Annotated in this window: 10 protein-coding genes, 1 tRNA gene and 1 pseudogene; 6 read left to right on the top strand and 6 right to left on the bottom strand. The window is 55.4% G+C overall.

The genetic code is table 11. The features are described from left to right. Window positions 1–79: 79 nt before the first annotated feature. The 6 genes from K1V27_RS14025 to K1V27_RS14000 form a co-directional block, all read right to left on the bottom strand. Complete coding sequence (locus K1V27_RS14025; RefSeq protein ID WP_258930660.1) at window positions 80–820, bottom strand: 4Fe-4S dicluster domain-containing protein; 741 nt, start codon at window positions 818–820, stop codon at window positions 80–82. A gap of 54 nt (window positions 821–874) precedes the next feature. Then, window positions 875–3913, bottom strand: coding sequence for a formate dehydrogenase-N subunit alpha (gene fdnG / locus K1V27_RS14020; RefSeq protein WP_258930659.1), 3039 nt, complete (start codon window positions 3911–3913; stop codon window positions 875–877). 207 nt (window positions 3914–4120) lie between these two features. Next, window positions 4121–4945 (bottom strand): formate dehydrogenase accessory sulfurtransferase FdhD, encoded by an 825-nt coding sequence (gene fdhD / locus K1V27_RS14015; RefSeq protein WP_258930658.1) that lies wholly within the window; start codon window positions 4943–4945, stop codon window positions 4121–4123. A 6-nt stretch (window positions 4946–4951) separates the two neighbouring features. Continuing rightward, entirely contained in the window at window positions 4952–5371 is a 420-nt protein-coding gene (locus K1V27_RS14010) for a winged helix-turn-helix domain-containing protein (protein WP_258930657.1), read from the bottom strand. Between the two features lie 9 nt (window positions 5372–5380). Then, window positions 5381–6127, bottom strand: coding sequence for a DUF364 domain-containing protein (locus K1V27_RS14005; protein ID WP_258930656.1), 747 nt, complete (start codon window positions 6125–6127; stop codon window positions 5381–5383). 228 nt (window positions 6128–6355) lie between these two features. Next, the gene (locus tag K1V27_RS14000) at window positions 6356–7990 is read right to left on the bottom strand and encodes an FmdE family protein (RefSeq protein WP_258930655.1); all 1635 of its coding nucleotides are present in this window, start codon (window positions 7988–7990) and stop codon (window positions 6356–6358) included. A gap of 184 nt (window positions 7991–8174) precedes the next feature. On the opposite strand from K1V27_RS14000, the gene modA reads away from it, so the two are divergent. From modA to K1V27_RS13970, 6 genes and pseudogenes are all read left to right on the top strand, one after another. Further along, window positions 8175–8969, top strand: a complete 795-nt coding sequence (modA, locus tag K1V27_RS13995; protein ID WP_258930654.1) for a molybdate ABC transporter substrate-binding protein — start codon at window positions 8175–8177, stop codon at window positions 8967–8969. Then, on the top strand, window positions 8969–9667 hold the full coding sequence (modB, locus tag K1V27_RS13990; protein WP_258930653.1) for a molybdate ABC transporter permease subunit: 699 nt from the start codon (window positions 8969–8971) through the stop codon (window positions 9665–9667). Before modA ends, modB begins: the two co-directional genes overlap by 1 nt. 3 nt (window positions 9668–9670) lie before the next feature. After that, a pseudogene (gene modC / locus K1V27_RS13985) lies at window positions 9671–10333 on the top strand (molybdenum ABC transporter ATP-binding protein); the annotation flags it as partial. A gap of 210 nt (window positions 10334–10543) precedes the next feature. Beyond that, the gene (gene fdhF / locus K1V27_RS13980) at window positions 10544–13225 is read left to right on the top strand and encodes a formate dehydrogenase subunit alpha (RefSeq protein ID WP_258930651.1); all 2682 of its coding nucleotides are present in this window, start codon (window positions 10544–10546) and stop codon (window positions 13223–13225) included. A gap of 723 nt (window positions 13226–13948) precedes the next feature. Beyond that, window positions 13949–14128, top strand: coding sequence for a hypothetical protein (locus tag K1V27_RS13975; RefSeq protein ID WP_258930650.1), 180 nt, complete (start codon window positions 13949–13951; stop codon window positions 14126–14128). Beyond that, a tRNA-Arg gene (locus K1V27_RS13970) sits at window positions 14119–14195 on the top strand. Before K1V27_RS13975 ends, K1V27_RS13970 begins: the two co-directional genes overlap by 10 nt. Window positions 14196–15001: the final 806 nt, after the last annotated feature.

The raw sequence follows: 15001 nt of genomic DNA, 5'->3' as shown, positions 1-15001 counted from the left end.
CGTTGTTGGGTGGGCAGCCTCGTACAGCTAATAATCGGCTGCCCACCGGTCTGTTTCATTCCTCGAAAAGGACCGGTCTTTAGGCCCTGACGGCCCGTTGCATCGGTCTTCGCAGCGGCCCGAACACACTGGACAGAAATTGTTTGCGATTTAATCCTGTCCGAACGGAGGCCACCACATGCTTGTGGTATTTTTGCGGCTCATCCATGAGAAGAAAAATGGTGTTGACACTGTCTGCGTCGGCCAGTGTGGCATTCGGGTATGTTTTCTTTGCTTCGGCGAGGCGCTTCTCGGCCAGCTCGAGCATTTCGGCCCGCTCCCCGAAATTCATGGTTCCCGTGGGGCACACCTTGACGCAGGCCGGGAGCATACCGTTGCTCACCCGGTCAAAGCACATGGTGCATTTGGTGAGAAGCCCGCTTTTTTCGTCCCAGCGGGGAATGTCATACGGACAGGCGGCCCGCACCGCTTCACAGGCTTCCGGTGCAAGCTTGGCCGTCAAATCGGTGAACAGCACGGCGCCCGTCTTTTCGTCTTGAATGACGGCGCCGTCCATGTATCCCTCCGCCTCGTTTTTGCAGGGCGGATCGATGCAGTGGCGACACTGATCCGGAAAGAAAAACCACTTGATTTTGCCATTTTCCAGACTTTCGCTGAACCGGACCAGCTTGTAATTGAAAGGATTTAAGTCGGGCGGGTTCTGGTGACTGCCCCACTGTTTTGTCTTGTTCGCCGGCAGTTCATGCCACTCCTTGCATGCGACTTGGCAGCCGCGGCAGGCGGTGCATCGGGATGTGTCGATCAAAAAGGCTTTCGGCATGGCGTTCTCCTTATCCGTAATGGGCGGGATCAACGACCTCGCCCATCATTTCTTTCAGGCGAGTTCCGTCAGTTTATCGGCTTTCTTCACGTTGACCAGGCAGGCCTTGAACTCGGGAATTGAAGTATTCGGATCACCCACCGATGGCGTCAGACGGTTGGTTGAATCTCCACTGCCCGGTGTTGTCCAGCCAAAGCAGAAGGGCATGCCGATTTCATGGACGATCTTGCCCTGAATTTTCAACGGGCGCATGCGTACCGTGACCATAGCAATGGCTTCCGCTCTGCCGCGGGCACTCTCAATGATGACACCGTCACCGTTCTTGATCCCCTTTTCTTCTGCCAGTTCGGGACTCATCTCTACATAAAGCTGCGGCTCGGCTTCCAACAGATTGGGTACGTTGCGCGTTTCCCCCCCACCGCACCAATGCTCGGTGACGTTGTAGGTGGTTAAAACGATCGGATACCTTGGATCCGCCGGTTCTGCCAGGATGTCCATGTCGCTGCTGACAGATACGTAACAGGGATTGTTCAGCTGCTTGGAGAACGGATGGCTCTTGACGGGTGTTTCGACGGGCTCATAGTGCTCGGGAAAAGGTCCTTCCATACGACCCGGACCGTAATGCTGGCCGAAGCCATGGACGGTCATAATGAACGGGTGCTTTCCCTCGCCGGTTGCCATGGGAGGCCAGCCGCCGTCCGGCACGTCTCCGACCCATTTGCCGTCCTGCCATTGGATGACCGCCTTGTTGGGGGCGTACGGTTGACCTTCCAGGTTCACCGACGCGCGGTTGTACAGAATCCGGCGGTTGACCGGCCAGCACCAGGCCCAGTTGGGATAAAGACCGATGGCCGCCTGCATGGGTGTCTGTTTGGGGTCGCGCCGCTTGGTCTTGTTGCCGTCCTCTTCAGTGTAACTTCCGCAATAGAGCCACTCGAGGCTGCTGGTGGAGCCGTCATCGGCCAGTGCGACGAAGCTCGGGACCAGCTGGCCTTTCTTGTACTCCTTGTCTTTGACCTTGGTGTCAACGGTGAAAACTCCGTTGATCCTTCTGGCCATCTCATCTGCATCATACCTTTTTGGCCAGTCTATTTTGAGGATTGGGTCGGCAAATGCCCCCGAATTCTCTGTGTATAGAGTGCGCACTTTGTTCATCAGATCCACCAGCATGTCGCCGAAGGTGCGCGCCTCTCCCGGCGGCTCCACCGCCTTGTAGTGCCACAGCTGCCAGCGACCGCTGTTGGTCACCGTGCCGTCTTTTTCCAGGCGATGCGCCGAGGGCAGTAAAAACACCTCGGTTTTTACGCTCTTGGGGTCGACTCCCGGACGGCGCCAGTTGTCCGTCGTTTCGCTGTGGTGCACGTCGACTGTGACCAGCCAGTCGAGATTGTCCATGGCCTTGCGCAGTTTGTTGGAATTGGGCACGCTGTTCATGGGATTGAGTCCGAATATGAAGCCGCCCTCGATTTTCCCCTGGTACATGCGGTCGAAAAGGAAGAGGTAGGAATAATTGGCCCCCTTTTCGATTTTTGGCAGCATACCGTAGCCGAAATCGTTTTCCTTGGTGGCGTTTTCTCCAAACCAGCCTTTGAGCAGGCTGTTGAAGTACTTGGGCTTGTTTTGCCACCAGTTGGCGCTTTGCGGGTCATAGCTCACGGGAGTGTTGGCCTTGTGGTAGTCCGCCAGTGTCTGCCAATCGGCAATTGGCATGGCCATGTAGCCCGGCACCAAATGGTAGAGCAGCGTATGGTCCGTGGAGCCCTGCACGTTGGGTTCACCGCGCAGCGCGTTGATGCCGCCGCCGGCGATGCCCATATTGCCGAGCAGAAGCTGCAGGATCGCCGCTGCACGGATGTTTTGCACGCCCACTGTGTGCTGCGTCCAACCGAGTGCGTACAGCATGGTGCCCGCCTTGTCCGGTGCACCGGTAGCGCTGTAGGCTTCATAGACTTTCACCAGATCCTCTTTGGAAACGCCGGTGATGTCCGAGACATCGTCCAGGGTGTAGCGCGAATAATGCTGTTTCATGAGCTGAAAGACACAGCGTGGATCGTTCAGACTGGGATCTCTCTTGGGAACCTTGTCGTCATCCAGCTGAAAAGCCCATTGGGTTCGATCGTACTTGCGCGCCGCAGGATCGTAGCCGCTGAATAAGCCATTTTCAAACCCGAAAGCATCGGCGACCAGCAAGGAAGCATTGGTGTAGTTGACCACGTAGTCCTTGAAATACTTGTCCTTCTCGATGATGTAGTTGATCATGCCGCCCAGGAAGGCAATGTCGGTGCCCGAGCGGAGTGGCACGTGAAAATCCGATCGAGCCGAGGTGCGGGAAAATTTGGGGTCCACATGCATGACGACGGCACCTCTGGACTTGGCGTCCAGGACCCACTTGAAGGAGATGGGGTGATGCTCGGCGGCATTGCTCCCCATGATCAGAATAGCGTCCGCATTCTTGATGTCGATCCAGTGGTTGGTCATTGCACCGCGTCCGAACGACTCTCCCAGAGCCGCTACCGTGGCGCTGTGTCAAATGCGTGCCTGATGATCCATATGGACCACGCCGAGAGCTCGCATGGCCTGGTGTGTTAAGGCACACTCCTCATTGTCCATGTGTGAGGTGCCGAGGGCAAATACATGCTCCAGCCGGTTCACTGTTTGACCTTTGGTGTTGGTCAACTGCAGATTTTTGTCCCGGCTTTCCTTCACTCGCCGCGCGATTCGATCAATCACCCAACCCCAGTCCTTTTCTTCCCATTTGTCACTGTTCGGGGCACGGTAGAGGGGTTTGGTCACGCGATGAGAACTGCGGGTCAAGGAGAGCATGGCCGCGCCTTTGGCACAGAGAGCCCCCTGGTTGATGGGATAATCCGGGTCTCCTTCGGTGCTCACCAGTTGGCCGTCTTTGACATGAGCGATGATGTGGCAGCTCACCGAACAAAACGGGCACACACTGATGACTTCTTTGGCGCCCGCTATTTTCAGCTCGGCCGCATAGGCCTTGAGGGGTTTCAAATCAAAGCCGAGTTGTGACAGAGAAAGACAGGCAATGCCGGCCCCCGTCACCTTCATGAAATCACGTCGGTTCAACTGCATTGCAGCCTCCTTTCCCGCCGGCGAATGCCGGCACCTAACTTGGGTTTGAACGCACCGGAATGATGGCATAGTGGTTATGCCAAAAGTGGCATAATAGATCCGGGCAGTCAAGATAAAACGTAGTTATGTTAATATGTTATATTGAACATATAGGGTCTTGGGAAGGCTGGTGCTCGCTCGAGTATGTCGAAGGTGACATAACGCACGTCAAAAATTTTTCCTGTCCGAAAAATTCGTCAGGATCCGCTCGGGGTGCGTGTAAATGGTCAGGCTCTGGTGGCGTAAAAAGCCGATCAGCGTGATGTTTAAATCGGCGGCCATGGCGACGGCCATGCTGGTGGGAGCAGACAGTCCGCACAGAATTTGTACTCCGGCACGTGCGGCCTTTTGTGTCATTTCAAAGCTCAGGCGAGAAGATACGATGGCCAGGAATACTTCTTCCAAGTGGTCTCCTTGCAGGATTCGGCCAATGGTTTTATCAAAGGCATTATGGCGGCCGATGTCTTCCGCAAACGCGAGCAGGTCCCGGCTCTGGTCGAAAATCGCCACCGAGTGGGTTGCTCCGGTGATCTTGAAAAGCTCTTGCCGGCAATCGTACATGGACTTCAGCCGCCAGATATCACGTAGGTTCAGTTGATCGAACCGGCTCAAGGGCTGAATGTTCATGCATATATCGCTGGCTCGCTCCTTGCCGCATACCCCGCAACCGGACTTGCTCACATGCCCTTTCCTGAGGCTGTGCGGGGCCGCCCCGGGTGGCCCATTGGCTCTGAGGCGAACCATCATCCGATTGGGATTCCGTGCGGCACGGCAATGCGCAATTTCCAGGAAATCATTCCAGGCATCGACGATTCCCTCGCTGAAACAAAACCCGGCAACCAGGTTGAAATCGTCTCCCGGCAAGCGCATGGTGGCGGCATAGGGGCTGTCGTCAATATAAATCTCGAGCAGTTCTTCTATGGCCAAAGCGTATTCGGCGTGGAACAGGCTGTCATTCTTAAAAGTGGCCGAACGATGGGTGAGGGTGTGCATGCCGATTCATTCCTTGGATGCAGGGGGCGGAGCATGGCAAGTCGCCTCGTCAAAGCTCTCTATGGGCCAGGGGAAGAGTTTCCGGGCCTTTTCCAGCGCAAGGTGCTCCATTTCATGATACCATGTGTTGAAGCCCTCCAAAAGCGTGCGTCCGAATTCCGTCAACTCATAGCCATCCCTCCTGTTGCCGCAGCGTGCAATCAACTTTGCGCCGACCACGGTCTCCGTTTTCTTGATTTTGCCCCATGCGGCACGATAGGACATCCCCAGCTCATCAGCCGCTTTCTTTAGGGACCCGTACTCGTCAACCTTGGCGAGCAACTGGGCGCGTCCGATCCCAAAGAAAAGACCGTCAGACGTTTCCAGCCACAGATGAAGCCTCAGGGTTGGCGGTTGTTTGATGGCAGCACTGTTTCTTTGTGTCACGAAGCTCCCTCAATCCCCGCCGAAATTTTCCCAAACCACATAGCGGATACCATGCAATTGTTTGAAGGGAAGGCCTGCCAGAATACTCTGCTTCACCAGTTCGCGATCTTCCACAATGCTGCCGGCGAGAGCCTGGATTCCGTAGCTGAAAAGCGAAGCAGCCAGGGGAGTGCTCGGGCCAAGCATGATTTTAACCGCACTTTTTGGGCACAGAGCCAGGATTTCTGCGAGGGTGCCGTTGGCCAGGGTGGTGGCGGATATGGCCACTGCGTCGGCAGCGGGAAGGATCTGCGGGGCCTCTTCCGCCCTGCGGTCCCCCGCTCTGGGTGATCTTTCCAGCACCCAGAACTGCTTGAATTGATGACGGATAGTCGCGACAAAGGGAAAATGCCCGATGACCGCGACTTTCTTGCCTCGACCGTAGCGCAACAAGAGATTCTGCGCCTTGATGTTCTGTAATTCCCGGGCGGGGGGCACCGGCAGCATGGAATTCAAACAGGCGAGGCCGATGGTTGCTTCCCTGGGATCTTCGCTGAGCAGGTTTTGCACCAGCTGTTTGGCTGATCCGCCGGCCGGGGGAAGAGGCAATTCATGCGCCGGGACAGGACGGTGCAGCGCCCACGAAGCGATGCCCATGCGGGCTGTTTCGACGGCCACAAGGTGACCGAAGTCACCGGCTATAATTTCATGCACGCGACAATCCGGGTGACTATCGAGTTCCCGAACGAGGTCCATGAGCAGTTGGTGTTGGTTCATAACCATTGCGACCTTATCGATGAGGATTGGCACGCTCGATGTGATCATCTGTCATGTATCAGACAATGATCTCGTCCGCCAAGATGTATTCACCATACCCGCGATTGCCTCGCCGGAAAACGTCTGCTTTCACCCTTTAGGAACCTGTCCGGCGTCACTTCTTTGACGCACGTGAGTCCCTCCTGTAACTCCCCAACGGAACATGGGGTTCTTGCCCGTGATGCACCGTTACTTGCCGAAAGGACATTTTGGAAAGGTGCACGATTTGCACTCCAAACACAAGGCTCCATGCCCCATCCTGGCAAGATCACGGCGGCTGATGGACACCCCTGCAAGCAGCCGCGGCAAAAGCAGGTCCAGGCTGGTGGTCTTGAAATACAGGGCGCAGGCAGGGACCCCGATCACCTGCACATCGCCGATGCGGGCGAGCAAAGTCATGGCCCCGGGCAAAATCGGGGTGCCGTAGAGCACATCGGTAGCCCCTGCGTCGCTAAGACCCTGCCGGGTGGCGTCGTCCGGATCCACAGACAGACCTGCGGTGGTGACAATGAGATCTGCCCCCACCTCAACAAGGTTTTGGATGCCAAGGCGGATTGCCAGACGATCGTCGGGAACGATTTGCGTGTGTACTACTTCACTCGAGAGCCTCTCGACTTTCGCTGTAATGATGGGAACGAATTTGTCTTGAATCAATCCCTGAAAGATCTCGGTGCCGGTGACCAGGATACCGACTCGGGCATGCCTAAAAGGCAGTACGCGAAAAAGCGGTTTATCGTTCAGGATGTTCAGCGCCTTTTCGAATTCTTTTCTGGCCAGGAAAAGCGGAATCGCCCGCGTTGCCGCCACCGTTTTCCCTTCGTCCACCAGCGAATAACTCTGGCGGCTGGCGCACATGACGCCGGGTGACAGGTTGAATGTTTGCAACCGGTCTTCCTCGACCATGAACAGTCCGTTGCGTTTGGCCACCAAGTTGATTTTGCCCTCTCGAGCAGGTCCATTGAAGGTGACTCCATCACCCGCCATGGTTTGAGCAAATGCGAGGGCGACCTCGTTCTCATGGACCCACAGGGAAGAGAGTGGTTCCTCAGCGGCCACGTAAATACTTTGTCGGCCCATCTGCTGGAGTCGACACAGGTCGCCTGCGGTGATCCTCTGCCCATGTTGTATGGCGGGTGCCTTAATGATATTTGGAATGATCTGAGTCATATCATGCAGGGCAATATGCCCCACCGCTTGCTGCAGCGGAATGGCCTGCAGCGGGGGAATTGCCATCTCTTCGCCGTCATTGCAGGGTGGTGCAGCCGCATAGGGAGAATCGCCCTGGCAACCTCGGCAGACGGCTCCATGCCACCTCGGGTAAGACTCTCCGCAGACCGGGCAGACGCACATGGGTCCCGTGCTTTTCCTTTCCAGGTAATGCGGTGACACCTGGATGGCCTGCCGGCCGTACAGTCTCGCCCCCGCCTGTTCGATCTGGTCCAGCAGCAACTGAGTATCTTGTTCGGGTTTGGCTTTGAGCTTGAACAACCATGTCTTGATTTCACTCCATTTTTCGAGCTCCTGCGGATCGATAAACACGCGCACGCCATTGCCCTGGTATTTGTCGTACAGGCTCAGGGCGAACCGGCCGAGGTTCGCAACCTTCAGCCAGCCGTTGCCCGTGGTGCAGGGAGTCAGCAACTGGATGGCATCGGGCAAACACTTGGGGGTTTCGCTGATTGCATCATAGAGGACGCCCTCGGCGATCTGCCGAAGGGCGACTTCAACCATGCACCCTCCGATGACAACGCCCGGAGCGGTGTACCCGTGAAATTTTTCCACCGCATCGAGGAACTGCCGGTAGAAATAGGGGCCAATTTGCATGTTTGTCCTTTCGCTATTCATTATGTTCATGTTGACATAACGAATAGCGGAGTTTATCCTCTGTCGTCAACAAAAAAACGAAATGGGGTTGGCGGTTTCTGGCTGCGGCTGCCGTTTCACAGGCGGTTCTTGCGTGGCATTGGGGATTGTGGGTGCAAGTCAACTGGGATCTTGGAGGGACAACATGGAACAAATTCGGCCACCGCGGATAAGGGTCCTGGCGTTGTTGTGGACTGTGATACTGAGCTTTGGATCCATTGTTCAAGTGCAGGCGGAGCCAACCGATACGGTGGTTGTCTTTGCTGCCGCCTCGACCACCGATTCGCTAAATGAGATCGGGAAACTTTTTGCGCAGCAAGGGGGGGGCAAATTCGTTCCATCATTTGCTGCGTCGTCAACTCTGGCCAAACAGATCGAACATGGTGCACCGGCTAACGTGTTCCTGTCCGCCAACGTCAAATGGATGGATTATCTGCAGGAAAAGAATTTCATCGCGGCGGACGGCCGCTTTGACCTGTTGGGCAATCGAATTGTTTTGATCGCTCCCGCCGATAGTGAGATCGATCAATTAGACATCCGTCCGGGGTTAAATCTGGCTGCCCTGCTGGGAAACGGCCGACTGGCCATGGGTGATCCCGAGCACGTTCCGGCTGGCATGTATGGTAAGCAGGCGCTGGAGAAACTGGGAATTTGGCACAGTGTGGCCGATAAAATTGCCCCGGCCAAGGATGTACGTGCTGCTCTCGCCCTGGTCGAACGTGCAGAAGCACCGCTTGGCCTGGTCTACGCCACGGATGCGGCGGTTAGCGAGCAAGTTAAAGTCATTGGGGTCTTTCCGGAAGATTCCCATCCGCCAATTGTCTATCCCGTAGCCTTGGTTGCCGGGAATCAAACGGAGGTTGCCAAAAGATTCATGGATTTCTTGAGGAGTGCCGAACCCAGAAGGATTTTTGAAAAGTTTGGATTCACGGTGCGTTGATGCCGTTGATCAGTCTGACGCCGCAAGAGCTGGAAGCGCTGCGATTGAGCCTGTGGGTTTCGATCTGGGCTGTACTGGGAAGCCTGCCCTTGGGAATCCTAACGGCTTGGGTGCTGGCACGTTTGCGATTTCCGGGCAAGTATCTTGTGGACGGCCTGATTCACCTGCCGCTGGTGCTGCCTCCGGTCGTGATAGGCTATCTTCTGCTGGTCCTCTTGGGCCGTAAAGGGTTTGTCGGGGCGTGGCTGCATGCCACCTTCGGGGTGAGCCTGGCTTTCAACTGGAAGGGGGCTGCGGTGGCCGCGGGAGTCATGGCCTTTCCGATGATGGTGCGCGCCGTAAGACTTTCCCTCGAGGGGGTCGACAGCGGCTTGGAGGCGGCGGCCAGAACTCTCGGTTCCGGACCCGTTCGAGTGTTCTTCACCGTCACTTTGCCGCTGATTTTGCCAGGGATTATCACCGGGACAATCCTTGCCTTTGCCCGCAGCCTGGGGGAATTCGGTGCAACCATTACGTTTGTCTCCAATATTCAGGGGGAAACGCAAACGCTTCCACTCGCCCTTTACACCTTAACCCAGGTGCCGGGCGGGGAATGCGGAGCCATACGCCTCTGCGTCATTGCAGTCGGCATCGCGATGGTTGCCCTGATTGCCTCCGAAATTCTTGGCAAACGCTTTGGTGCCCGCGTGCGGGGGTGAATGGTGCTCGATATATGCGTCCGCAAAAAGCAAGGTGATTTCACTATCCATGCGTCCTTCACCTTGCAGGGAGTTGGAGTTACTGCGCTGTTCGGCCGTTCCGGCTCCGGCAAAACCTCCATTGTCAACATGGTGGCGGGGCTCATGCGGCCCGACGAGGGCCGCATCATTGTCAACGGTCACACCTTGTTTGACTCCGCTAAAGGAATCAACGTTCCCCCCGAAAAAAGACGCATTGGCTACGTTTTCCAGGACGACCGACTTTTTCCCCACCTTTCCGTACGGGCCAACCTCACATACGGCATGCCCGGCCGCCGTTCCAAGAATCGCTGTGTGGCGTTTGAGCAAGCAGTAGCAGTCCTTGGCGTCGAACAGCTGCTCGACCGGCGGCCGGCAAAGCTCTCAGGCGGTGAAAAACAGAGGGTCGCCATCGGCCGAGCGCTTCTCACGAGTCCTTCCATCCTGTTGATGGATGAGCCACTGGCCTCGCTTGACGGTGCGCGCAAAGCTGAGCTGCTGCCGTTTATTGCGCAATTGTCCCGGGAGTTTTCCATTCCGATCCTTTATGTCAGCCATGCGGTGGAAGAAATTACCGTCCTGGCTGACCGCATCGTGCTGGTCGATGCCGGTTGTGCAGTGAGGACAGCAAGGACGGAAGAGCTGATGAGGCATTGCCAAAAGTAGAAATTCAACAGCCGAGACGGCTTTGCCGACCTTGGATAGGCCCGCGGCGCCCTTCATTGGAATCGCAACTGGTCTTCCCCATAGCGCCCCCCTTTGATTTGCCATTGACATTGGCGTGAGCCATACTATACATATATGCCAATTTTGACATAATAAGAATCTCATGCGCAATGCGGCAAAGGAGAAGCCACAATGGCAATGGTGAAAATGACGATCGACGGCAGGGATGTGGCGGCGCCGGAGGGCAGTACCATCCTTCAAGCGGCAAAGAGTGTCGGAATTCGAATTCCAACTCTGTGTTATCATGAAAGATTGAAGCCGATTGGCTCGTGTGGACTGTGCATTGTTGAAGTCGATGGGAGTGCAACGCCCGTGGCTGCATGCGAAACACCGGTGAGGGATGGTATGGAAGTCGTCACCAGCTCTGATCGGCTGTTTTGCATGCGTCAGGAGGTATTAAAGTCCATTCTGGTGCATCATCCATTGGACTGTCCCATCTGCGACAAAGCGGGTGAATGTTTGTTGCAGGATCTTGTCTACGAGCATGGTGTCACAGGCGTTGAAGCTCCGGCGCCCAGTGCGAAATTTCGTAATGGGTACGCAACCGCCTTCCTCAGGTCCTGGCCGGAGCGCTGTGTGTTGTGTTTTCGCTGCGTGGCGGCGTGTACGGAGATCCAGGGGCATTTTGCTCTGTCTACCGTGGAAGGACCGGATGGCAGCCCGCTGGTTGCCTACGACGAAAGCAAATGCGTTTCCTGCGGCGAGTGCATCCAGCTGTGCCCGACCGGGGCTTTAGTCGAAAAAAAATCCGAACGGCGCTGGCGCAACTGGGAGGTGGAGCAGAAAGTCCGCACCACCTGCCCTTATTGTGGAGTTGGATGCCAGCAACTGCTGCATGTCAAGAATGGCAGGATCGTCAAAGTTTCGGGCGTGGAGGGGGCCGAGCCCAACCAGGGTCGCTTGTGCGTCAAGGGTAGATATGGCTTTGACTTCATCTATTCGGAGGAGCGGCTGAAAACGCCCTTGATCAGAGAAAACGGTCGGTTCAGGGAAGCTTCCTTTGACGAGGCATTGGATCTGGTCGCCGGGCGCTTCAAGAAGATCATTGCTGAGAGCGGTTCCGATGCCATTGCCGGGGTCAGCTGCGCACGCAGCATCAATGAAGACTCCTATCAGATGCAAAAGCTGTTTCGCGCGGTGATCGGTACCAACAATATCGACCACTGCGCGCGCACCTGACACGCCCCAACGGTCGCCGGGCTGGCGGCTTCGTTTGGTTCAGGTGCAATGACAAACTCATTCAATGAATTTGCCAAAGCAAAAATGTTTCTGGTGATCGGTTCCAATATGACCGAAGCCCACCCTGTGGCGTCTACCTTTCTCAAGAACGCGGTTTTCAACGGTGCGCAACTGATTGTATTTGATCCGCGCAAACATAAGCTGTGCGATATAGCCACCCTGCACCTTCCCTTGAAGGTCGGCAGCGACATCGCGCTGCTCAATGCCCTCATGCATGTGCTCATCAGCGAAGATATTTATGATCATAAGTTTGTGGAATTCTGTACGGTCGGTTTCGATGAACTCAAGGCAAAGGTCATGAACTATCCTCCCGAGCGGGTGGCGGATATATGCGGTATCGACGCGGGGATCATCCGCGATACGGCCAGGCGCCTGGCTGCGGTAAAGCCGGTGATGGTCTGCTACACGCTCGGCATCACGGAGCATACCTGCGGACGGAATAATGTTCTTTCCGTAGCCAATCTGCAGATGCTGCTAGGGAATATGGGCCTCGAGTGCGGCGGGGTGAACCCCTTGCGCGGCCAGAACAACGTGCAGGGGGCATGTGACATGGGGGCGCTGCCCAACGTGTTTCCCGGATATCAGAGTGTTACCGATGCGGCCATTCGCGAAAAATTCGCACAAGCCTGGGGAGTCAACGATCTGCCGGAACAGCCGGGCTTGATGATTCCGCAAATGCTGGAAGGCCTGGTTACTCGACAGGTCAGGGGCTTCTATATTTTTGGGGAGAATTTGGCCAATACCGAACCCGATATCCGAAAGGTCGAGCACGAGCTGGCTTCTGCTGAGTTCATCGTGTGTCAGGACATTTTTGAGACCGAGACCACCCGTTTCGCCCACGTTGTTTTTCCGGCCGCCGCCTGGAGTGAAAACGACGGTACTTTCACCAGCAGCGAACGCAGAGTCAACCGCGTGCGCACTGCCAGTGCGCCTCCCGGGCTGGCCAAGCCGAATTGGTGGATATTCAAACAGATTGCCCAACGGATGGGACATGACTGGCCGTCCGACAGTGCACAGGAGATATGGGATAACGAGGTATCCGTCCTGGCCCCCAGCTATATGGGTATTAAGTACACGCGGCTGGAAAATAACGGACTCCAGTGGCCCTGTCCCAACGAGGATCACCCGGGAACCTGCTATCTGCACCAAAACGGTGAATTCACCTGCGGTCTGGGCAGATTCAACGCGGTGGACTGGACCCCACCGGCGGAAGTGCCGGACGGCGAATATCCCCTTGTGCTTTCCACCGGAAGGCGGCTTTATCATTACCATACCCGCACTCAAACGGGTCGTTGCCAAGGGTTGAATGACCTGCTGGGAGAGGAAACCGCAGACATCTCATTGCAGGATGCGAGTGCCATGGGGATTGAGCAGGGAGAGAAAATAAGGGTCAAATCGCGACGCGGAGAAGTGACCGTCAAAGCCCGGGTGACCCCTGAGGTTCAGCCGGGCATGGTGTGGATGGCGTTTCATTTTCGCGAAAACTGTTCCAACTGGCTGACCAATCCGGCCTTTGATCCGGTAACGTTAACGGCTGAATACAAAGCCTGTGCGGTGCGCATTGAAAAGCTGTAGTGCCGGCACTGTGGGGGGGCGTTGACAGCGGCTCCCCCACCGCCCTTTCCGCCGGCAGGCACCTGCCGGGTACTCCAGGTCTCTATGCAACTATCCGAGTACACTCAAACTATGCGCCATCGTGTGGCACACTACCACTGCGCATCAGCGGCACGAAACCACGCGGAAACGATCTTCATCTGCCGTGGTTCATCACATGATACCAATATAGCTTCCAAGATAATGTTTTTGGTGTAGGTTGGGTTGAGTCACGCGTTTCGGGTGACGAAACCCAACGCCTATTTTGCTGGGTTTCGTATCTCAGCCCAGCCTGCTTGGGAGCCATAGCTGCCCTAAAGCGCATGCTTGATATGGATGTAAAGCAGATGTCACCCGTTGTTGACAAGGTGCCGCATATTCCATTGTTGCAAGAGAAGCAAGAGAAGGCAGTGAGAGCAGGATTGTCGACGGCACATTCGCACGTAACCCAGAGGACTCGAAACACTGAAGGGTGTATTATCTACTTGGGCGATGAGCTAAAAGAGGTGTTCGAGCAGGCAAAGAAACGACGAAAAATCGCTCAAACCGCTTTGCCATGGAGGAGGAACGGACCAGGTCAAACGCTTCGACCGGGCATGGAAAACGCCTTGCAAAAATGTCGGCATTGGTTTAAGAATCTTCCACGATTCTCGACGCACAGCCGTCAGAAATATGGTTCGAGCAGGTATTCCGAAAAGGGTTGCAATGCAGACCAGTGGTGGCCACAAAACAGGGTCAGTGTTTGAGCGCTGCAATATTGTGAGCGAAGCTGATTTGATGGCCGCGGCGAAGATGCAACGGGAATATCTCGATTCTCAGCCAATGGTTACAAAAACGGTTACAATCGACAAGGCCAAGAGCCGCAAACCCGCACTGCGCCTGTAGCTCAGGTGGATAGAGCAACGGACTTCTAATCCGTGGGTCGGGGGTTCGAATCCTCCCAGGCGCACCAAGTAAATTCAAGAAGTTGGCCGGAATCGGTCATGGATCTGTCTTTGCTCTTCAAGAGCACTTAGCATGACCGGAATGTGCTTGATAGTTCAGAGGTCAGAATTCAATTTTTTCGAAATTTGAGATCATCGGCCTAGAGATCAAAAACTCTGCGGGTATGTGACGCTCTCATCTAATCTCTTGAGAAAAGCCGGCGGAAGCGCCCTGCCTTGCACTTTGAGTTTAAGATGAGACTTTTGCGGGGATTTTCATAACTCAACGAAAAACTTCAGTCACTTGCGGAACCAGTCGTGCCTAAAACAATGAAGAAAGGGGAAGGTGTGACCACCGTTCCCCTCTCTGCATGTCTGATTCTGTTCAATACCCTATAACAGCATCCTGTAATCGGTATTCAGGGCTTGTGCCGGCTTTTTGGCATTTTCTTTGCCGATGGGACCAAGGCCATTCTCCATATCAGAAATGTGGCAACGCGGAATTGAAAGCCTTCCATGAAGGCGACCACCGCCTAAGGCAGGTCAGGTGGTTCTCCCAGGCGGATCTCCTCTATTCCGTTGAAGCGGAGGTTTTGGAAGCAAAGCACTGCAACTTGGGACATCATAAAGGCCGGGATCCGAACGATTTTCATTTTATGCGGGTGGTTCGCTGCCCGGACGCGGGAGTCGACTGTCTCGGTTATGGACAAGTGACGGTGAAGATTCAGGTTGTTCCACGAGTGAAGGGATGAGCTTTTTTTACAGGCCTGCTGGAAAACTCATCCGCTCAAAAAAATCACCATCATCCCCCAAATGGGGGATTCCGTTCTGATTC

Source organism: Desulfoferrobacter suflitae (assembly GCF_022603395.1).
GTDB lineage: Bacteria > Desulfobacterota > Syntrophobacteria > Syntrophobacterales > Syntrophobacteraceae > Desulfoferrobacter > Desulfoferrobacter suflitae.
This window is presented reverse-complemented; position numbering and strand designations above follow the sequence as displayed.

What these genes read in the sequence shown, in the direction of transcription:
- K1V27_RS14025 (WP_258930660.1), bottom strand. Translation starts at nt 820, where the DNA reads ATGCCGAAAGCCTTTTTGATCGACACATCCCGATGCACCGCCTGCCGC.
- K1V27_RS14000 (WP_258930655.1), bottom strand. Translation starts at nt 7,990, where the DNA reads ATGCAAATTGGCCCCTATTTCTACCGGCAGTTCCTCGATGCGGTGGAA.
- K1V27_RS13975 (WP_258930650.1), top strand. Translation starts at nt 13,949, where the DNA reads ATGCAGACCAGTGGTGGCCACAAAACAGGGTCAGTGTTTGAGCGCTGC.
- modB (WP_258930653.1), top strand. Translation starts at nt 8,969, where the DNA reads ATGCCGTTGATCAGTCTGACGCCGCAAGAGCTGGAAGCGCTGCGATTG.
- K1V27_RS14005 (WP_258930656.1), bottom strand. Translation starts at nt 6,127, where the DNA reads ATGAACCAACACCAACTGCTCATGGACCTCGTTCGGGAACTCGATAGT.
- modA (WP_258930654.1), top strand. Translation starts at nt 8,175, where the DNA reads ATGGAACAAATTCGGCCACCGCGGATAAGGGTCCTGGCGTTGTTGTGG.
- fdhD (WP_258930658.1), bottom strand. Translation starts at nt 4,945, where the DNA reads ATGCACACCCTCACCCATCGTTCGGCCACTTTTAAGAATGACAGCCTG.